Below are 19,468 nucleotides of genomic sequence, written 5' to 3'. Positions count from 1 at the left end.
GTTCGGGCTTCGACGGAGGCAAGGGCGGGTTCGGTTACACCTCCGGGTCATATCGCGGTGGCGGTGGCGGGGCGGGTGGCTATGCTGGCGCTGGAGGCGATGGCGGCGCGACAGATGGCGGCTCTAGCGCGGCTGGAACCAACGGCAGCGGTGGGGGCGGTGGCGGTGGGGGCGCAAGCGCCGGCAATGGCGGTGGCGGCGGGGGCGTAGGCGTTCTGGGTCAAGGCTCGTCGGGCTCCGGGGGTAGTCTTTCAGCCGGCGGCGGCGGCGGCTCTGGCGGTACGCCAGGGCAAGGCGGTGGCGGATCGGTCGGCTTCGGCGGACCATATGGTGGTGGCGGGGGCGGAACGACCGTCGGGACAGGCGCCGGGGCAGGTGCTGGCGCCGCTGGTCGCTTGCGCATCATCTGGGGTGAAGTCGGCGGCGTTCCGCGCGCCTTCCCCAGTACTAACGCAAGTAACGTCTGATGACCGTCCATCTCCGCTTTCAGGACACCCTGCACCTGCGGGTTCCCGAATGGATCGCGGCGGCCATGATGGCGGATTGGGGCCGGAAGCTTTTGGCCCACGACGACATCTTCGCCCGTCAGTCCAGCTTCGCGGGGATGGCGGCCATCATGCCTCAATGGGCGTGGGGCGTCTGGGCTCTGATCCTCGGGGGGCTTGGGCTGATCGCCCTGGCCATCAACGGCTTCTGGGTCGCGACACCCTTCCTCCGCATGGCGGCTTCGTTCGGCCGCCTCTTCCTCTGGCTTCAAATCCAGTTCGGCCTTCTGGCGGCAGGCCTGCCTACGACTGGAACCAGCATCTACATCGGGATCGCCGCCCTGGAACTATGGAACCTGTATCGGGCGGGTGGTGACGCTCGCCGCGCCGTATCGTGACCGGAGGCTCGAATAGTGCCCACTTCCGCACCTTCGAGCGGCCCGGAGTGGGTGGCTTGGCTGATCTATCTCGCGGCCGGCCTCGGAGCGTTCGTTTCCGTCGTGCAGGGCTGGCGGGCGGCGAAAAAGCCCCAGAGCGCCACGGCGGCCATTGTGGCAGGCGACATCATGTCGACCAAGCCGATGCAGGAACTGGCGCGAGAAGTCGCAGCGCTGACCCACAGCACCGATCACGTCGTCGAGGGCCTGAACCTTCTGCGTGAGGAACAGGCCCGAACCACTGAAGCCGTCATGCGCCAGCACGACGCCGAACGGGCCACGGAGAGCGCCGTCCGCGACCTCTGCCGCACCATCGACCGCCGCCTGACCTGACCTTTCCCCGGCCTAGCCACGGCCCATCCCCAGACAATCTGGAGCCTATCCATGCGACCGATTCCTGATCGGGCGGCGAGCTTCATCGCCCGACACGAGAGCCTGCGCCTTGTGGCGTATGACGACCTGAACCCGAACCGGCGCTCCTTCGCCTCGGTCGCGGACGTGAAGGGCAAGGCGACCATCGGCTGGGGCCACACCGCGACGGTCTCTCCGCAGGACGTGGTTGATCGCCGCCGCATCACCCAGGCCGAGGCCCGCGCCCTGCTGCTGCAAGACCTGAACGAGGCTCGCCGCAAGCTCTATCAGGTGGTGAAGTCGCCCGTCATCGACAGCCTGACCGAGAACCAATACGCGGCGATCCTGTCGTTCGTGTTCAACCTGGGCGCCAACCCCGGCTGGACCATCTGGAAGCGGCTGAACGCGCGGCAATACGATCAGGTGCCGGCGCAGATGGCGCGGTTCGTCAATGCGAGGGTCAACGGCAAGCTGAAGAAGCTGGACGGCCTGGTCGAGCGCCGCAACGCCGAGATCGCCCTATGGTCCACCGCTGAGCCTGGCTCCTTGGCGGAAAGCCCGCCGTCGTCCGTCACCCGCGCGATACCGACGCCGCCGACGCCCGTCGAGGCCAAGCCGCTGGTCCAGTCCAATACCGCCATCACGGCCGCCACTCAGGTCGTGACCGGCGTGTCGGCTGGCGCCGTGGCGATCCAGCAGACGGTCGCGCCACAAGCCATGCAGGCCGAGGTGCTTCAGAAGCTGGTCTCGATCCTCGCCATCGTCATCACCGTGTGCGGAGTTCTGCTGCTGGTCTTTCAGTGGATGAAGCGTAGAGAGGCCAAGCGGTGACCTTCCTCCCCCTCATTCTTCGCAACTGGGGCCTGATCGCGCGCGCGGGCGCACGCCTCCCCTTCTGACTAACCCCAAAATCTGATTTGATCCCGGAGGCCCCATGGTGGTGCAACCCTACGTCTTCACGCGCGGTGAAACCGTGTCGGTGGCGCTCGAAAACATGGACGGAGCGGAAGTCACCGACTTCGCGGCTGGGCTGAAGCGCCGCGACAGCCCCTTCGCAGACCCCAAGGGCGCTGTCCTCGCCTACATGACCGCAGAGGCCCGCCAGAGTCTCGGAGACGGCCTTGGGGGGGGCTGGCTGCTGTCGCTCACCCCGGCGCAGTCCCTGGCCCTCACGCCAGGCTTCTACGCCCTCGACGCCCGCCTGACGATTGGCGAGTTTGTCGAGATAACCGACACCGTGACGATCCAGATCAAGGCCGGGGTCATGGAGAGCGCCAGATGATCGCGCGGTTCCGCTGGATCGCTCAGCAAGGCCCGACTCCTTCGGTAATCGCCGCCGTGATCGGTCCAAAAGGCGACCAAGGCCCTCAGGGCGAAACCGGCCCCCAAGGCCCTCAGGGCGAAACCGGCCCCCAGGGCGTCCAGGGCGAAACCGGCCCCCAGGGTCCGAAGGGCGACACGGGCGAAACCGGCGCGCAGGGGCCGAAGGGCGACACGGGCGCGCAGGGGGTGAAAGGCGATAAGGGAGATGCCGCCTGGTTGCCCGTCTACGCCAACGTGGCAGAGGGAGCCCGCCGTGTGCTGCGCGTTGTGGACTGGACGGGCGGTCAAGGGACCAAGCCCGCGACGGGCAAATACCTCGGCCCCGCTGGTTTTGTGGACACGGCGGCAGAGGCGACGGACATTCGCGGCGCGGCGGGCGCAGGCACCGGCGACATGCTAGGGTCCAACAATCTTAGCGACGTCACGGACAAGGCCACGGCCCGGCAGAACCTGTCGGTGTGGTCGCGTGCAGAAATCGGCCCGGTTGACGCCGACTATCTGTCCATCATCGACGCCGCTGATCCGGCTGGGCTGTCGTTTGCGCCCACGGGGATCAACTTCGCCAAGAACACGGGGCGGCTGGATTATGTGGATGCGGCGTCGGCGGCTGTTCCGGGCCTGACCTACACCCGCACGGGCGCTGCTACGGCATGGCGGAAAGACGGAACGCTGGCTGAGTTCGCGCCGAACGCGCCCCGTATCACCGACCGGGGGGTGCTGATCGAGGGGCAGAGGACGAACGTTTTAACCAATAACGCTTGGACAGATGTCACCTCGATCCCCACACCGTGGAATGAATTGCCTGGAGGGGTGATCGAAGTAGCTGCGTCGAAGCTTTCGACCTCGATTAAGGCTCGAAAGTTCACAACAAGCACTAGCCGTAGCTTCTTAATCTCTACGAGCGCCGCCTCAGGATTTGTTCTTGCTCCCAATATCACCTACTGTTTCTCAGTATTTGTTGAGGAAGTCTCCGCAGGTATCCCGGCCAAAGAGGTAATCCATACTGGATATACACCCAGTGATGCGGTGATTGCCTATCCTGTGTGTTCTGCAAACCCCTCTGGTGGGGCTAACGGTATTGTTCAGCCCGGCAGACTCCATATTCTTGTAACCTCCTCAACAGGAGGCAGTTCGACTCAGTGGCGTGCCGGATTAGGAGTATTGGCCCCCGTTACTGGGTCAATAACGCTGTCTCTTCCTCAGCTCGAACAAGCCTCTACCGCCACTAGCCCTATCATCACCACAGGCGCTGCGGCGACGCGGGGGGCGGATAATCTGGCGCTCGTCCTGCCCGCTGGAGTGACGAGCTACAGCGCCGAATACGGCGACAACCTGACAGCGACCGGACCAGCGACACCTGGCCCATTCGACCTCGCTACAGGGAGGCCGTGGCTCAATAGCGCCCTGCGGAGGATCATCTTCTCATGATCGACATCATCGGCCCCCTCTACGACCCGCACCCCACCGATCCCGAGGGCGAACCCACCCTGCTGCCGGGCTTCCACGTCAACGTCACGACCGACTATCTGGCCGAGCATCCTGAACTCGCCGCCTTCGTGGTCGAGCCGTCGCCGCTGCGGCGCGTCTGGGCCGGTGACGACCCCGACAACCCAATCGTGACTGTCCCGCTGCGTTTCGACGACGAGGCCGAGGGCCGCACCTACTTCCCGGAGGCCGAACATGGCGATGTCTGATAATATCAGCGCGGCCCTGAGCGCGGTGATGCGGGCCATCAGCCTAAACCGCATACAGGTGGATCAAGCCATCGCTAAAAAGCAGGATGCCCTGCCCCCGATGGTAGTCCTGCCCGACGCCGCCACCATCGCTGTCGATCTGGCGTCTGGGACCAACTTCGTCGTCACGCTCGCCGGCAACCGCACTCTTGGGGCGCCGTCGAACGCCAAGCCGGGGATGACGGGCACGATCCTAATCAAGCAGGACGCCACAGGCTCCCGGACGCTGGCCTACAACGCGGCCTGGAAGCCGTTCGGATCGACGCCCGCCCTGTCCACGGCTGCCAACGCCGTCGATCTGCTGACCTTCATCGTCGAGGACAGCGGCAAGGTCCGCTTCACCCTGGACAAGGGAGGGGCGGCCTGATGCTGCATATGCCGACACCGATGCTGATGACATCTTTCCTCTGGCGCTTTCGTGGCCCGCTGGTGCTGACGGTCGCGGTGCTGGCGTCGATCACGTCCGTCTCTATGGCGTTCAAGGCTGGTCAGGAAGCCCGCGCGCGCCGTGTCGCTGAAGGTCAGGTTGCCGTGCTGGACAAGGCCATCAACGAGCCCGTCGTAGGTCTCCGTGACCGCCTGTCCGCCTGCACCGCAGACCTCGGCAACGCCAAGACCGCCGTGGAGGCCCAAAATCAGGCCGTGGACGCCCTCAAGGCCGAAGCCGACGCCAGAGACGCCCGCGCCCGTGAAGCGGTCTCAGCGGCTCAGAATAGGGCAAGGACGGCAGAACGTCGTGTCCAGGCCCTGCTGCAATCCTCTCCCCGTGAAGGCGAGACGCCGTGTGTCGCTGCGGAGAGGGTGATTAGGGAGCAGCTGGGGTAAGAGGCCCCTTTTCTCAGGAGGGGCCGGAACCTGCCCAGCTATGAGGGCTGGGAGCACTACGCCCGGCGATCAACTCGGGCGGCTTGCCGAAGCAAGTCTCAGATGCGGAGCGGCCCAAAGTTCTGAGGCCGAGAACCGTCCGCGACACAGCACCGAGAACAACGCTGCGAAAAAATTCTCTCACAACTGGAGCCTAAGTCAATGCGCTATCCAGCCTTCGCCCTGTGCCTGCTGCTGACCGCCTGTGCGACGAAGCCGGAGCCCGAGCCGCAGATTCGCACCGTTGTTCAGGAAGTCCGTGTGCCGGTCCCGGTCGATTGTGGCCCAGACGTTGGACCCCGCCCCGCCTACGTGGCGACCCCGGAGGCCATCGCCGCCGCGCAGGGCATCTACCAGTTGGGGGTGCTGGTCGTGTCCGAACTGCTCCAGCTTCGCGTCCGAAACGAGGTGCTTGAGACTGTTTACGAGGCCTGTCGATCTCCACGGCCGGGTTAGTGCCGTCGGCATTACCGACACCATCCAGCGTCGAGCCCTGCTCCGCTATCTACCGAAGCCGCTCCGGTTCGTCCGGGGCGGCTTTCATCATTTCAGGGCAGCGGCTTGGCCAGCGCCTTCAGCCGGGCCGACGGGCTCATGTCCAGAAGCATGATGATCGCCCGCGCCGCAGGACCAGAAGGACCGACCGTTGCGTAGTTCTGCGCGGTCTTGTTGGACACGCCAAGCCACCGGCCCGCCGCGAGTTGCGACAGGCCAAGTTCAGCCAAGGCGGCGCGATAAGCTTCAGGCGTCATTCTTCCTCATCTGCCGCTATCACGTCGGGCCATTCGTCTCGGATTGTGTCAAGGGCCTTTTTCGGTTTCGGATTAGCCAGCCCTTTTCGCGAGCCTGCCGATGCAGCGAGCGAAGGCTGATATGCAGACGCCACAGGGTGTCGGCGTCCTCGGTATCTTCGATTGCCTCTTGGACCTCCCGAAGGAGGCCCGAGAGCCGGTTGTCCATGAACTCAAGCATTGGTTTTGCGGTAGTCGATCTCCTCCCAGAGGATCCAGTAGGCCATACCGCCGACTTCAACGGTGGCGACCAGATCGGCCAGCTCTTGATCAGTGGCGGTTTTCACGAAATCGACCAGCATCTGCTTGTTCTCCCCGGCTAGTGCTTGATTGCCCTGCGCCGATGAACCCTTGTCGCATATACGTAGATTTTACGCAATAGGTTGGTGCGTAATTTTTACGCATCCACACCACTTTTCATGAGCCCGCTTCCTTCGGGAGGCGGGCTTTCGTCATTTCAGGCGTAGATGCTGTCGGCAGCCGACACGAGACGGACCGTAAGGCGGTCACTCACCGGGGCGTCGAACTCAATCTCTTGGTGACGGCCGTTTTGCTCCAAAAAGACCGCCTCCACATCTCCCGATGCAGAGCGCCGCACACGAGCGACGCGGGCGCCGTCGTCAAGCGCTTCGTTCACAGCGTCCTCTAGGGACCATGTTTCGATCAACGGCATGAGGAACCCATATCACAGATGCCGATGGTTATCGAGGCTGCTGGGCTGGCGGGGTTCTTTGCTTTCTGGCTCCTGCCCATAGACCGGCGCCGGCGGCGGTTGCCAGTAGCCGCCCTTCATCCACCAACCCAAGGCTTCCAACCGTTTCCTCTCAGCGGCGAAATAGGCCCACCATGCATCGTCCTTGTCGGTGAGGGTGTCCAGCTTCCGAGGCCAAGCGCTGGACATATCGACAAACCGAACCCGACCGGGGCAACCGGGAATGCGGCATGGCGCCCGGCGATTGGCGAGGGTGAAGCGCCCTCCCTTGGTCTTGGCTATGGCGTGCAGGTCCGCATCGCCGCCATGACCTATGGGCTTGACCTCGCACTCCCATTTGATCCTGGCGCCGCGCTCGATCATCGCGGAAACGGTCTCGTGCATCGCTCGTCTCGGTCTGCGCCACCGACCGGATTGCGGGCGTAATCGGTTTGCTCGCCCGCTGCAACTAACTGAATTGTCTAGGGGTGCTTTCGCGCCGGTTTGTCGGAAACGTCCAAGCATTTCAACGACAAGGCCTGATTAAAAGTCAGGTGCTCTAACCAGCTGAGCTAGGGACGCGCCGGCGGGCCGAAACGGCCGAAGGGCGCCTTCTGTTGCAATCCGCCCTTCCGGTCAAGGCCGCCGGTCGGTAGTCAAACGGGATGCAACCCCTCGCCGGCCTGCGCATCCTGGAATTCGACGGTCTGGGCCCCGTCACCTTCGCCGGCATGATGCTGGCCGACCTGGGCGCCGAGGTGCTGCGCCTGACCCGTTCGGCCTCGGCCGGGCCGGCGGTGTTCGACCAGGTGGGCGGGGCGGTCCTGCACCGCGGCCGTTCGGCGGTTCCGGTCGACCTGAAATCCGCGGCGGACCGCGACGGCGTCCTGGCCCTGGCCGCCTCGGCCGATGCGGTGATCGAAGGCTTCCGCCCCGGCGTGATGGAGCGGCTGGGCTACGGCCCCGAGGCGCTGCAGGCCGCCAACCCCCGCCTGGTCTTCGGCCGCGTCACCGGCTGGGGCCAGCAGGGGCCGCTGGCGGATCAGGTCGGCCACGACCTGAACTACATCGGCCTCAGCGGCGTGCTGCACGCCATGGGGCCGGGCGACCGGCCGCCGGCGCCGCCGCTGAACCTGGTCGGCGACTATGGCGGCGGGGCCATGCTGCTGGTCGTCGGCGTCCTGGCCGCCCTGGTCGAGGCGCGCGCCACCGGTCGGGGCCGCGTCGTCGACGCCGCCATGACCGACGGCTCGGCCCTGCTGGGCGGCCTGTTCCACGCCCTGCGCGCCCAGGGCCTGTGGAGCGATCGGCGTGGCGTAAACCTGCTGGACGGCGGCGCGCCCTTCTACCGCTGCTACGCCTGCCGCGACGGCGGCTTCGTGGCCGTCGGCGCGCTGGAGCCCCGCTTCTACGCCGCCCTGCTGGCCGGACTTGCGATCGACCCGGCCGAGGCGCCCCAGCACGACGTCGCCGCCTGGCCCGCCCTGGCCGCGCGGTTCGAGGCCGCCTTCCTGACCCGCGACCGCGACGCCTGGGCGAGCCTCTTCTCCGGGACCGAGGCCTGCGTCACCCCGGTGCTGAGCTTGGCGGAGGCGCCGGACCATCCGCACAACCGGGCCAGACGAACCTTCCAGGACGGCCTGCCGGCCCCGGTGCCCCGCTTCGACGGCGTCCCGCCCGCCGCCCAGGCCGCCGGGGCCGACCTTTCGCTGCCCCAGGCCCTGGCCGCATGGTCCGTTCCGGGATGACCTCGACACGGTTCGACGCTATGGAACAGCGACGCCGCCGAAGCGTTGCAAGCCGGAAAGCCGGGGAATTTCTGATGATACGCTCAACTCTCGTTCTCGCCGCCGCGCTCGGCGCGCTGTCGTTGGCGGGCTGCGACGACTATCGCCAGGACGCCGCCGAAGCCCCCGAGGCCGCGCCGCCGCTGGAGGTCGCCCCCTCGGCCGAGGACGCCGCCGCGCCCGTCGTCGCCCCCGACGTCCAGGACCCCGCGCCCACCGCGCCGCCGGTCGACACCCTGCCGCCGGAGGAACGCTCGTCAGAGCAGACGGTCCAGCCCGAGAGCGAGACGCTCTTCTATTGATCCGCCCCGGGCGGCCGCACGGTTGCGGCCCCGCCCCGCCCGTTCGCGGCCCGTCCCGCGCTTTGACCAAGGTTCCCGCTTGAGCTTCAGGCCTGCCCTCATCGTCGCCGCCCTCGCCGCAGCGGCGGCCGCTTCGGACGCCTCGGCCGCGCCCCGCGCCCAAATTCGCGGCGATATCGATTCCGACCTCCGCGAGATGCTGGAGCGCGCGGTCGGCGAGGTCGACGACGCGCCCGAAAGCCGGTTCGAGGCGCGGCGCAACGCCCGCTCGGCCACGGAGTCGGCCGAGGCCCTGCTGCGCTCGGAAGGCTATTACCAGTCGGTGCTCGAAGACGTGGTGGAAGGCGACGACGCGCCCGTCGCCATCGTCTCGGTCGATCCCGGCCGCCGTTTCCTGCTGACCGACCCGACCATCGCCTGGATCGACCCGGCGCCCGACGCCCAATCCGCCGCCGCCGCCAAGGCCGCCATCGACCTGGAGGCCGGCGATCCGGGCCGCGCGGTCGACGTGATCGCGGGCGAAGGGCGGCTGGTGGCGCGACTGAGCCGCGACGGCTACGCCGACGCCAAGGCCGAGCCGCGCCGCGTGGTGGTCGACCACGCGACCTTCACCGTGGCGCCCGAATACCGGATCAATTCCGGCCGGCTGGTCCGGCTGGACGGCGTGCGGCTGCGCACGGGGGGGCGCACGAACCCCGAATGGGTCGCCGGCCTGGCGCCCTGGACCCAGGGCGACCGCTACGACCCGGAGCAGGTGGCGGAGCTGGAGCGTCGCCTGCTGGACACCGGCGTCTATGACGGCGTGACGGTGGCCCTGTCGCCGCTGGACCAGACCACCGACGACGGTCTTCGCCCGATCCTGGTCGCCCTGACCGACCGCCCCCGCTGGGTCCAGGAGGCGGGCGTGACCCTGTCCACCGCCCAGGCCACGGTCACGACCGGCCGCGCGGCCTCCAGCACGGGGGGATCCGCCATCGAAGGTCTGTGGACCTACTACAACCGCTTCGGCCGCGCCGACACCCTGGCCTTCCAGGCGCGCCTGGCGGACGTCGACAGCCGGCTGGGCGTCGACCTCAAGCTGCCCCACTGGCGGCGGCCGGCCCGGACGCTGGCCCTGGGCGCCGCCCTGGTCAACGAGGACACCGACGCCTACAGCCGCTTCGCGGGCGTCCTCTACGCCGACATCCGCCAGCGCGTGGGCAAGTCGTCCTGGTACAGCTACGGCCTGGGGCTGGACGTCGGCCACTACGACGAGCGCCGCTACGACCCCGTGACCCAGACGCCGCTCACCCTGAACCGCGACCTGGCCATCGTGACGGGCCGCGGCGGCTTCTACATGGACCGGTCCAACGATCCGCTGGATCCCACGTCCGGATTCCGCCTGACCGCCTCGGTCCAGCCCACGGCGGTCGCGGGCGAGGACACGGTGCTGTTCCTGCGCAGCGAGGGTCAGGCGACCGCCTACCTGCCTCTCCAGGACGACGCCCGCACCGTCCTGGCCGGCCGGGTCAAGATCGGCAGCATCATCGGCGGCGAGGAGCTGACCGTTCCGTCCGACCGCCTGTTCTACGCCGGCGGCGGCGGTTCGGTGCGCGGCTACGAATACCAGGGCGTCGGCCCGCGCCTGCCCGACAACACCCCGCGCGGCGGCCTCAGCCTGTTCGAGACCTCGCTGGAGGTCCGGCGCACGCTGTTCGGCGAATTCCAGGGCGTGGCCTTCGTCGACGGCGGCGCCGTCGGCTTCCAGGAGACGCCGAACCTCAGCAACATGCGCTACGCCGCCGGCCTGGGCGTGCGCTACAAGCTGCCCTTCGGCCCGATCCGCGCCGACATCGCCCTGCCGCTGAACAAGCGCGAGAGCGATCCGGGCTTCCAGATCTACATCAGCATCGGCCAGGCGTTTTGACCGACACTCCCCCGCCCGAGCCCGAAGTCGTCGAAACGCCGAAGCAGGCGAAGAAGCGCCGCACGCGCCTGCAACTGGCCCTGCTGGTGCTGGGGTGCGTGCTGGGCGGCCTGGTCCTGCTGGTGGCCGCGGCCCTGTTCGGCGGCCGGCTGTACATCGTTTCGGACGCCGGGCGCGAGCTGGTGGCCGGCTTCGTCCAGGGCCAGAAGATCAGCCGCTACGGCCGCATCAACGTCGAGGGGCTGAAGGGCGACCTGTTCGACCACTTCACTCTGTCGCGCGTCACCGTCACCGACCGCGACGGCGTCTGGCTGGAGGCGCGCAACGTGCGCGTGGACTGGTCCTACTGGCCGCTGCTGACGCGCCGTTTCCACGCCACCGACATCAGCGCCGACGTCATCCGGCTGATCCGCCAGCCCGTGCTGGATCCGCCCAGCGGCGAGCCGCCCAGTCCCCAGGCCCTTTCCATCGACATCGACCGCTTCTCGGCCAATGTCGAACTGATGGAGGGCTTCTCCAAGGAATACGGCCGCTGGAGCCTGTCGGGCGACGCCGACATCCCGCGCCGCGGCGCCAAGTCCGCCAGCGTGAACGCCGCCAGCCTGAACCGCCCCGGCGATTTCCTGCGTCTGGCGGCGACCTTCGGCGGCAAGCTGGAGGACACCCGCCTGAACCTGCGCGCCAACGAGGCGCAGGGCGGTCCTTTGGCGGGCGCCCTGGGCTATTCGCCCGACCAGCCCTTCACCGCCGTCGCCGTGCTGAACGCCGACGTCGTCCACGCCGTGGTCCGCACCGGCCAGTTCACGCCTCTGACGGTGGACGGACGGTTCGGCAAGAAGGGCTCGCGCGTCTCGGGCTATTTCGACTTCAGCGGCTCGGACCTGCTGGCGCCGTTCGTCGAGCGGGTGGGCCGCACCGCCCGCTTCGGCTTCGCCACCGTGCCCGACGCCGACGACGACGGCTTCCAGGGCGTGGGCTGGAAGCTGGTGTCCGACAATGTCATGTCCCAGGCGCAGGGCCTGATCCGCCTGTCGGACCGCAGCTCGCCCCAGGGCGTGCGCCTGGAGATCGAGACCCCGTCGCTCAGCCGCCTGGTCGGCTCGGACGTCGCGGGGCCGACGGCCTATTCGGGCGTGTTCAAGGGCGACGCCCAGACCTGGACGCTCCAGGGCCAGGCCAGCCTGCTGAACGCCAACCTCGCCAGCTACCGCGCCACCCGCATCGCCGGCCCGATCAACATCCAGGTCCGCGACGGCCGCATGGACGTGGACGCCGACGTCCGCGCCAACGGCGGCTCCGGCGAGGGCGTCATCGGCGGCCTGCTGGGCGCCGCGCCGCGCGTCCAGATGGAGGCGGCGCGGATGAAGGACGGCGCCATCCTGCTGGAGAAGATCGACGCTCGGGGCCAGGGGCTGACCCTGACCGGCTCGGGCTCGCGCAATCTGCTGGGCGGGCTCAGCTTCCGCGGCGACGCCCGGATCACCGACGCCTCGCGCATCCTGCCGGACGCCAAGGGATCCTTCGGCGGTCCGATCCGCGCCGCCTCGGCCCGCACCGGCGCGCCCTGGGTTCTCAGCTTCGACGGCCGGGGCCGCGACCTGACGGTCGGCATGTCCGAGCTGGACCGACTGCTGGGCCGCACCCCGCGCCTGCAGCTGGCCGGCAAGTTCAACCAGGGCCGCATCGAGGTCGACAAGGGCGAACTGACCGGCGCCAACGGCCGCGCCGGCGCCAAGGGCCTGATCGAGACGGCCGGCCGTCTGCGGCTGGCGCTGGACTGGAACGCGCGCGGCCCGTTCGCGGCCGGCCCGGCCGAGATCGGCGGCGACATGAACGGGCGCGGCGCCCTGACCGGCACCCTGGCCCAGCCACGCGTCGACCTGACCGCCGGCTTCCAGAGCGTGACCGCCGGCGCCCTGACCCTGACCGACGCCGACCTGATCCTGAGCTTCCGCAAGGGGGCCGACGCCTCGGACGGCCGCATCACCGTCACCAGCGGCTCGAACTACGGCCCGGCGCGGGCGCAGGGGAACTTCTTCCTGGGCGGCGACCGCATCCGCCTGTCGGACCTGGACATCAACGCGGGGGGCGTCGCCGCCCAGGGCGCGATCGCCCTGTCGAACAACATCCCCTCCAGCGCCGACCTGACCTTCACCGCGCGCACCGGCGCCTTCCTGGCGTCGGGCGAGGCGAACGGCCGCATCCGCCTGACCGACGGCGGCGGCTCGGACAGCGCCGTCGTCGACGTCAGCGGGCGCAACGTCCGCCTGGCCGGCCAGGACTTCATCATCCGCACCCTGGACCTGGACGGACGCGGCACGTTGAACAACCTGCCCTTCACCCTGGCGCTGGACGTCGGCGGCGGCACGCCGGTCCAGTTCAACGGCTCGGGCGTCTATTCGCGCCGGGGCGAGGCCCAGACCCTGACTCTGCGCGGCGGCGGGCGCGTCCGCGAAGTGGCCTTCACCACCCGAAATCCCGCGACCGTCACCCTGGACGGAGCCAACCGTTCGACCCGCATCGATCTGGGCGTCGGCGGCGGCGTTCTGATGGCGGACCTGCGCCAGGACGCCCGCACGGCCGTGATCCAGGCCGACCTGACCAGCGTCGACCTGGCCTCCATCTCGCCGGATCTGCGCGGCCGCGCCACGGGCCGGCTGTCGCTGCGCGGCGCCGGCGACGACCTTTCGGGCTCGGCCAACGTCACCCTCCAGGGCCTGCGCAGCATCGACGCGCCGCGCGGCCTGTCGGTCGACGGCCAGGTCGACGCCACCCTGGTCGGCGACAGCCTGACCATCCGCGCCCAGGCCGTGGACGAGGGCGCCGTGCGCGCCTCGGCCAACGTCGTCCTGCCGGTCGAGACCTCGGCCGCGCCGCTGCGCCTGGCCATCGCCCGGACGCGCGAGATGTCGGGCCAGGTCTCCATCAACGGCCAGATCCAGCCCATCTGGGACCTGTTCCTGGGCGGCGAGCGCAGCCTGTCGGGTCAGGTGGACGGACAGGCGACCCTGGCGGGCACTCTGAACGCCCCGCGCATCAACGGCCGTTTCGACCTGGCGCAGGGCAGCTATCGCGAGAACGCGGTCGGCCTGGTGCTGGGCGACCTGACCCTGCGGACCGCCTTCGACGACACCACCGCGGTGATCGAGACCTTCTCGGCCAACGACGGCGCGGGCGGCACGGTGTCGGGCCAGGGGCGCGTCGGCCTGCGCCAGGGTTCGGGCTCCACCGCCCGTCTGGACCTGCGGCGGTTCCGCGTCATCGACAACGACATCGCCGAGGCTCGCGCCTCGGGCCCGATCACCATCGTGCGCGGCCAGGACGGCAACATCCAGCTGACCGGACAGATCAATGTCGACGAGGCCCGGATCGAGCCCGAAGTGCCCGGCGAGACCGGCATCGTCTCGATGGACGTGGTCGAGATCAACCGCCCCGGCGGCGACCCGGTCGAGCCCGAACAGACGTCGCGCGGGCCGCAGATCGGCCTGGACATCGCCCTGCGCTCGACCGGCGGCAAGGTGCGCGTGACCGGCCGCGGCCTGAACGTGATCCTGGACGTCAACGCCCGGGTGCGCGGCACGGTGGCCCAGCCCCAGCTGACCGGCGCGGCCAATGTGGTGCGCGGCGACTACGAGTTCGCGGGCAAGCGCTTCGTCTTCGACGAGAACGGCCGCGTCACCCTGTCGACCGATCCCAGGCAGATCCGCCTCGATCTCTCGGCGGTGCGCGAGGACCCGGCCCTGACCGCCTCGATCGACGTCACCGGCACCGCGGCCGAGCCCAAGATCGCCCTGACCTCGACCCCCTCGCTGCCTCAGGACGAAATCCTGTCGCAGGTGCTGTTCGGCCGGTCCGCCTCGCAGCTGTCGGCCTTCGAGGCCGCCCAGCTGGCGGCGGGCGTCGCGGCCCTGGCGGGCGGAGGCGGCTTCGACGTGATCGGCAACCTGCGCGAACTGGCCGGCCTGGACCGACTGTCCTTCGGCGGCGAAGCCTCGGCCGTCACCGTGGCCGGCGGGCGCTACATCACCGATGACGTCTATCTGGAGGTCATCGGCGGCGGCGAAGGCGGGGCGGCGGTCAAGGTCGAATGGCAGCCGCGTCGCAACATCGCCGTCTCGTCCCAGTTCGGCGGCCAGGGCGACACCAGCCTGTCGATCCGCTGGCGCCGCGAGAGCCGCGAGGCCGGGGAACGCCGCGACCGTCGCCCGAACCGGCGCTAGAGGACGTCGAGCACCCGCTCGACCGGACGCCCGATCGCCGCCCTCTCGTCGGCCTCGACGATCGGGCGTTCGATCAGCACGGGGCTGGCCAACACGGCGGCCATGACGGCCTCGTCGTCGGCCTGGGCGTCCAGCAGCGCCTTGGCCTCGGCCTCCTTGCGCCGCAGCAGGCCGGCCAGGCCCAGGCCGGTCTTCGTCGCCAGCCGTTCCAGCGTGGACCGGTCCCATCCGGTCTTTAGATACTCGACCACGACCGGCTCGACGCCGTTGTCGCGCAGCAGCGCCAGGGCGTTGCGCGACGTGCCGCACTTGGGATTGTGATACAGGGTGACGGTCATCGGCGGCTCCTTCTGCGTCGCCCTTTAGCATTCGCCCCGCGATTCCCGCACGACCGCCTCGCTGCGCACGTTTCGTCCAAGATCGCCGAAGGGACGCCGCCGCCCGAGGCCGATTTTCGCTCGCCTTCACCTTTGCGGCGCGGGCGTCTAGGTTCGCCGCGCATGCGCATCCTTCCGACCGACCAAGCCGTCCTCGATCATGTCGCGGCGCGGCGTCAGGCCATCATCGGCCGCACCATCGACTGGGCCGACATCAACTCGGGCAGCCGCAACGCCGCCGGGCTGAACGCCGTGCTGGACGCGCTGGAGGCCGAGGCCCGGCGCCTGCCCGCCCAGGTCGAACGCATCCCCACCCAAGGCTCCGCCACCGTCGCCGACGACGGCTCTGTGCGAACCGAGGCGCACGCCGACGCCCTGAAGATCACCGCCCGGCCCAGCGCGCCGATCCAGGTCGTGCTGACCGGCCACTACGACACGGTCTTCGCCGCCGACAGCGGCTTCCAGACCGTCAGCACCCGCGCCGACGGCGCCCTGAACGGGCCGGGCGTGGCCGACATGAAGGGCGGGATCAGCGTGCTGCTGGCGGCGCTGGAGGCGTTCGAGACCCACCCCGGCCGTCACGGCGTCGGCTGGACCGTGCTGCTTAGCCCGGATGAAGAGATCGGCTCGCCCGCCTCGGCGCCGCTGCTGGCCGAACTGGGCGCACGCGGCCATCTGGGCCTGACCTACGAACCGGCCCTGGCGGACGGAACCCTGGCGGGGGCCAGGAAGGGCAGCGGCAACTACCACCTGATCGTCACGGGCCGGGCCGCCCACGCCGGCCGCGCCTTCGACGAGGGGCGCAACGCGGTGGCCGGCGCCGCCATGATCGCCGCCGAACTGCACGGGCTGAACGGCGGGCGCGAGGGCGTCACCGTCAATGTCGCCAAGATTTCGGGCGGCGGGCCGCTGAACGTCGTCGCCGACAACGCCGTGGTCCGCTTCAACGTGCGCGTGCCGGACAGGGCCGCCGCCGACTGGATCGACGCCCAGGTCCGCCGCATCGCCGCTGCGCCGCCGTTCGAGGGATTGACGCTGGACCTGCACGGCGGCTTCACCCGCCCGCCCAAGCCGATGGACGCCGCCCAGACCGCCCTGTTCGAGGCGGTCAGGCAAGCGGGCGCCCTGCTGGGCCAGGACATCGCCTGGAAAGCGTCGGGCGGGGTGTGCGAGGGCAACAATCTGCACGCCGCCGGCCTGCCCAACATCGACACCCTGGGCGTCCGCGGCGGCGACATTCATTCGGATCAGGAGTTCGCCTGGCCCGACAGCTTCGTCGAGCGCGCCCAGCTCAGCGCCCTGATCCTGTGCAAGGTCGCGTCGGGGGAAATCGACGCGGCCAAGCTGAAGTCCCTGCGGATGGAGACCCTGACTTGATCAACGCCGCCGACCGATCCTCCCCCGCGTCGCGGGGGAGGAGGACCGCGCGCAGCGTGGTGGAGGGGGCGACCACGCCTCCGACGCCCGACGTCTGGTCCGCCCCCTCCACCACTTCGTGGTCCCCCCCCCCCGTTGCGCTACGCTCCACGGGGGAGGATCAAGGAACTCTCTGAATGCTCGTCGTCCGCCCCGCCGGCCCCGCCGATCTCGACAGCCTGCTGGAGCTGGCCATCCTGTCCGGCCCCGGCTTCACCAGCCTGCCTGAGGATCCCGACGTCCTGTCCGAACGGCTGGACCTGAGCCAGGCCAGCTTCCGCGGCGAGGTCGCCCCGCAGGAGGCCTGGTACACCCTGATGCTGGAGGACGCCTCCACCGCCGACATCGACGGCGTCGGCTCGGTCAAGGCGACGGTGGGCTTGAAGCGGCCCTTCTTCTCGTTCCGCGTCGTCAACAACACCGTCCAGTCGCCCTCGCTGGGGGTGAAGCTGGATCACCAGACCCTGGTGCTGGTCAATGAATGCACGGGCTGGACCGAGGTCGGCTCGCTGTTCCTCAAGGCGGACCGCCGGAAGGGCGGCGCCGGTCGCCTGCTCAGCCAGTCGCGCTACATGCTGATCGGCGCCCAGCCGGACCTGTTCGCCGACACCGTGCTGGCCGAATTGCGCGGCGTCTTCACCCCGGACGGCGCCTGCCCCTTCTGGGACCATGTGGCGCACAAATTCTTCCCGATGGAGTTCGACGACGCCGACCGGATGACGGGCTCCACCGACAAGCAGTTCATCCTGGACCTGGCCCCGCGCCACCCGATCTACGTCGAACTGCTGCCCGAGCCCGCCCGCGCCGTGATCGGCAAGGTGCACCCGCAAGGGGTGCCCGCCATGGCCCTGCTGGAGAGCGAGGGCTTCCGCCCGAACGGCCTGGTCGACATCTTCGACGCGGGGCCGACCGTGTCGTGCCCGCGCGACATGATCCGCACCGTTCGCGACGCCCGCGCCCTGACCGTCGAGATCGCGACAGAGATCGAGGCCGAACTGCCCGCCCTGATCTCGACCGACAGCGTCGCCGGATTCCGCGCCGTGCGCGCCAAGGCCGACATCGAGGGCGACGCCGTGCGCCTGACCGCCGAGACGGCGGCCGCGCTCAAGGTCAAGGCCGGCGCGAGCGTGCGAGTGAAGACATGACCCGCACCTTCCGGCCCATCCCGGCGATAGCCGGGACCCAGTCCCTTGGTCCCGCGCTCGGCGGCTTGAAAGGTTCGTCACAACGGGCACAACGACTTGCACAAAGGACACAACGAAGTCGCACCACGCTCCACCCTCGTTGTGTTCGTTGTGATCCCGCTGTGCACGTTGTGATGAACCCGCCTTCGGCGGAACGGAAAAAACTCACATGACCAGCTTCACCTCCACCGATCCCGCCACCGGCGCCGTCAACTGGCAGGGCCAGGCCGCCAGCCCGGCCCAGGTCCAGGCCGCCGTGGACGCCGCCCGCGCCGCCTTCCCCGACTGGGCCGACCGTCCGCGCCAGGACCGGATCGACGCGGTGAAGCGCTATCAGGCCGTGCTGAAGGATCGCGCGCCCCAGATCGCCGAGGCCATCAGCCGCGAGACCGGCAAACCGCTGTGGGAGACCAGGACCGAAGCCGCCGCCATGATCGGCAAGGTCGACATCTCCATCCGCGCCTATGACGAGCGCACCGGTGAACGCAGCAACGACACCGCCTTCGGCCGCGCGACCCTGCGTCACCGACCGCACGGCGTGGCGGCGGTGCTGGGCCCGTTCAACTTCCCCGGCCACCTGCCCAACGGCCATATCGTCCCGGCCCTGCTGGCGGGCGACACGGTCGTCTTCAAGCCGTCGGAAGAGACGCCCCTGGTCGGGCAGGTCATGGCCGAAGCCTTCGCCGCCGCCGACCTGCCCCACGGCGTCGTCAATGTCGTCCAGGGCGCGCGCGAAACCGGCGCGGCCCTGCTGGACGCCGGCATCGACGCCCTGATGTTCACCGGCTCGGGCGCGGCGGGCGCTTATTTCCGCAGGAAGTTCGCCGACGACCCGCACGTCATCCTGGCGCTGGAGTTGGGCGGCAACAATCCGCTGGTCGTCTGGGACGCGCAGGACGCCGAAGCGGTCGCCGGCGTCGTCGTCCAGTCCGCCTTCATCACCACCGGCCAGCGCTGCTCGTGCGCGCGCCGCCTGATCGTGCCGGAGGGCGCACAAGGCGACGCCGTCGTCGAGGCTGTCGCCGCCCTGTCCGACCGCCTGACCTTTGGCCCTTGGGACAGCGATCCCGAGCCCTACGCCGGGCCGCTGATCTCGGAGAAGGCGGCGCAGGCCGCACTTCAGGCGCTGCAGCAGCGCATCGACCTGGGCGCCAAGGTAATCCGCGCCTCGGGGCCGGTCGACAACCTGCCCGGCGCCTTCGTCCGACCCGCCATCATCGACGTGACCGGCCTGAACGTGCTGGACGAGGAGATGTTCGCCCCCTTCCTGCAGGTCATCCGCGTCCCGACCTTCGACGCGGCGATCCAGGCCGCCAACGCCACCCGCTATGGGCTATCGGCCGGTCTGGTCAGCGACGATCCGAAGAACTGGGACCGTTTCATCCGCCGCATCCGCGCCGGCGTGGTCAACTTCAACCGCCCGACCACGGGCGCCGCCGGCGACATGCCCTTCGGCGGCCTGGGCGCCAGCGGCAACCACCGCCCCAGCGCCTATTACGCCGCCGACTACTGCGCCTATCCGGTGGCGAGCTTCGAGGCCGACACGGTCGCCAACATCGAGGGCGAGATCAAGGGGCTGAGGGCGTGAAGGCGCTCTCGAT

General features: G+C 69.2%; 21 protein-coding genes. 16 read left to right on the top strand and 5 right to left on the bottom strand.

Features of this window, described 5'->3' with window-relative positions; translation table 11 throughout:
* Positions 1-466: 466 nt before the first annotated feature.
* The 9 genes from M8231_RS02715 to M8231_RS02675 all read left to right on the top strand — a co-directional run bounded on the left by M8231_RS02715 (position 467) and on the right by M8231_RS02675 (position 5,649).
* Positions 467-883, top strand: a complete 417-nt coding sequence (locus tag M8231_RS02715) for a hypothetical protein (RefSeq protein ID WP_250202192.1) — start codon at positions 467-469, stop codon at positions 881-883.
* Positions 884-934: 51 nt separating this feature from the next.
* Entirely contained in the window at positions 935-1,255 is a 321-nt protein-coding gene (locus M8231_RS02710; protein WP_250202191.1) for a hypothetical protein, read from the top strand.
* Between the two features lie 51 nt (positions 1,256-1,306).
* A complete protein-coding gene (locus tag M8231_RS02705) occupies positions 1,307-2,104 on the top strand; it encodes a lysozyme (protein ID WP_250202190.1) in 798 nt (265 codons plus the stop codon).
* 103 nt (positions 2,105-2,207) lie between these two features.
* Positions 2,208-2,555: a hypothetical protein gene (locus tag M8231_RS02700; RefSeq protein WP_250202189.1), complete on the top strand. Its 348-nt coding sequence runs from the start codon at positions 2,208-2,210 to the stop codon at positions 2,553-2,555.
* Positions 2,552-4,024, top strand: coding sequence for a phage head spike fiber domain-containing protein (locus M8231_RS16860; RefSeq protein ID WP_284150806.1), 1,473 nt, complete (start codon positions 2,552-2,554; stop codon positions 4,022-4,024). Before M8231_RS02700 ends, M8231_RS16860 begins: the two co-directional genes overlap by 4 nt.
* Complete coding sequence (locus M8231_RS02690) at positions 4,021-4,290, top strand: hypothetical protein (RefSeq protein ID WP_250202188.1); 270 nt, start codon at positions 4,021-4,023, stop codon at positions 4,288-4,290. Before M8231_RS16860 ends, M8231_RS02690 begins: the two co-directional genes overlap by 4 nt.
* Positions 4,283-4,696: a hypothetical protein gene (locus M8231_RS02685; RefSeq protein ID WP_250202187.1), complete on the top strand. Its 414-nt coding sequence runs from the start codon at positions 4,283-4,285 to the stop codon at positions 4,694-4,696. Before M8231_RS02690 ends, M8231_RS02685 begins: the two co-directional genes overlap by 8 nt.
* A complete protein-coding gene (locus M8231_RS02680; RefSeq protein ID WP_250202186.1) occupies positions 4,696-5,154 on the top strand; it encodes a hypothetical protein in 459 nt (152 codons plus the stop codon). Before M8231_RS02685 ends, M8231_RS02680 begins: the two co-directional genes overlap by 1 nt.
* Before the next feature lie 201 nt (positions 5,155-5,355).
* Positions 5,356-5,649, top strand: a complete 294-nt coding sequence (locus M8231_RS02675; protein ID WP_250202185.1) for a hypothetical protein — start codon at positions 5,356-5,358, stop codon at positions 5,647-5,649.
* Positions 5,650-5,741: 92 nt separating this feature from the next.
* On the opposite strand, the gene M8231_RS02670 is transcribed toward M8231_RS02675, so the two are convergent.
* The 4 genes from M8231_RS02670 to M8231_RS02660 all read right to left on the bottom strand — a co-directional run bounded on the left by M8231_RS02670 (position 5,742) and on the right by M8231_RS02660 (position 7,080).
* A complete protein-coding gene (locus M8231_RS02670) occupies positions 5,742-5,945 on the bottom strand; it encodes a helix-turn-helix domain-containing protein (protein ID WP_250202184.1) in 204 nt (67 codons plus the stop codon).
* A 212-nt stretch (positions 5,946-6,157) separates the two neighbouring features.
* Positions 6,158-6,286: a hypothetical protein gene (locus M8231_RS16855; RefSeq protein WP_284150805.1), complete on the bottom strand. Its 129-nt coding sequence runs from the start codon at positions 6,284-6,286 to the stop codon at positions 6,158-6,160.
* A gap of 155 nt (positions 6,287-6,441) precedes the next feature.
* Positions 6,442-6,657, bottom strand: coding sequence for a hypothetical protein (locus M8231_RS02665; RefSeq protein ID WP_250202183.1), 216 nt, complete (start codon positions 6,655-6,657; stop codon positions 6,442-6,444).
* 12 nt (positions 6,658-6,669) lie between these two features.
* Complete coding sequence (locus M8231_RS02660) at positions 6,670-7,080, bottom strand: hypothetical protein (RefSeq protein ID WP_250202182.1); 411 nt, start codon at positions 7,078-7,080, stop codon at positions 6,670-6,672.
* Between the two features lie 260 nt (positions 7,081-7,340).
* On the opposite strand from M8231_RS02660, the gene M8231_RS02655 reads away from it, so the two are divergent.
* The 4 genes from M8231_RS02655 to M8231_RS02640 all read left to right on the top strand — a co-directional run bounded on the left by M8231_RS02655 (position 7,341) and on the right by M8231_RS02640 (position 14,890).
* Positions 7,341-8,423: a CaiB/BaiF CoA transferase family protein gene (locus M8231_RS02655; RefSeq protein WP_250202181.1), complete on the top strand. Its 1,083-nt coding sequence runs from the start codon at positions 7,341-7,343 to the stop codon at positions 8,421-8,423.
* Between the two features lie 74 nt (positions 8,424-8,497).
* Positions 8,498-8,764 carry a hypothetical protein gene (locus M8231_RS02650; protein ID WP_249751276.1) on the top strand — a complete coding sequence of 89 codons (267 nt, stop codon included), beginning with the start codon at positions 8,498-8,500 and terminating at the stop codon, positions 8,762-8,764.
* Between the two features lie 79 nt (positions 8,765-8,843).
* Complete coding sequence (locus M8231_RS02645; protein WP_249751277.1) at positions 8,844-10,670, top strand: autotransporter assembly complex protein TamA; 1,827 nt, start codon at positions 8,844-8,846, stop codon at positions 10,668-10,670.
* Entirely contained in the window at positions 10,667-14,890 is a 4,224-nt protein-coding gene (locus M8231_RS02640) for a translocation/assembly module TamB domain-containing protein (protein ID WP_250202180.1), read from the top strand. The genes M8231_RS02645 and M8231_RS02640 overlap by 4 nt, the downstream gene beginning before the upstream one ends.
* On the opposite strand, the gene arsC is transcribed toward M8231_RS02640, so the two are convergent.
* Positions 14,887-15,228 carry an arsenate reductase (glutaredoxin) gene (arsC, locus tag M8231_RS02635; protein ID WP_249751278.1) on the bottom strand — a complete coding sequence of 114 codons (342 nt, stop codon included), beginning with the start codon at positions 15,226-15,228 and terminating at the stop codon, positions 14,887-14,889. The two genes, M8231_RS02640 and arsC, sit on opposite strands and share 4 nt — an antisense overlap.
* A gap of 162 nt (positions 15,229-15,390) precedes the next feature.
* Here arsC and M8231_RS02630 point away from each other — a divergent pair, with 162 nt between their 5' ends.
* From M8231_RS02630 to astD, 3 genes are all read left to right on the top strand, one after another.
* The gene (locus M8231_RS02630) at positions 15,391-16,644 is read left to right on the top strand and encodes a hydrolase (RefSeq protein ID WP_249751279.1); all 1,254 of its coding nucleotides are present in this window, start codon (positions 15,391-15,393) and stop codon (positions 16,642-16,644) included.
* A 176-nt stretch (positions 16,645-16,820) separates the two neighbouring features.
* The gene (locus tag M8231_RS02625) at positions 16,821-17,828 is read left to right on the top strand and encodes an arginine N-succinyltransferase (protein ID WP_250202179.1); all 1,008 of its coding nucleotides are present in this window, start codon (positions 16,821-16,823) and stop codon (positions 17,826-17,828) included.
* A gap of 208 nt (positions 17,829-18,036) precedes the next feature.
* A complete protein-coding gene (astD, locus tag M8231_RS02620; RefSeq protein ID WP_249751280.1) occupies positions 18,037-19,455 on the top strand; it encodes a succinylglutamate-semialdehyde dehydrogenase in 1,419 nt (472 codons plus the stop codon).
* Positions 19,456-19,468 lie beyond the last annotated feature (13 nt).

The sequence above is a fragment of the Brevundimonas albigilva genome, assembly GCF_023573565.1.
GTDB classification, from domain to species: Bacteria; Pseudomonadota; Alphaproteobacteria; order Caulobacterales; family Caulobacteraceae; genus Brevundimonas; species Brevundimonas albigilva.
The sequence above is the reverse complement of the archived record's forward strand: the minus strand, read 5'-3'. Positions and strand labels throughout refer to the sequence as shown.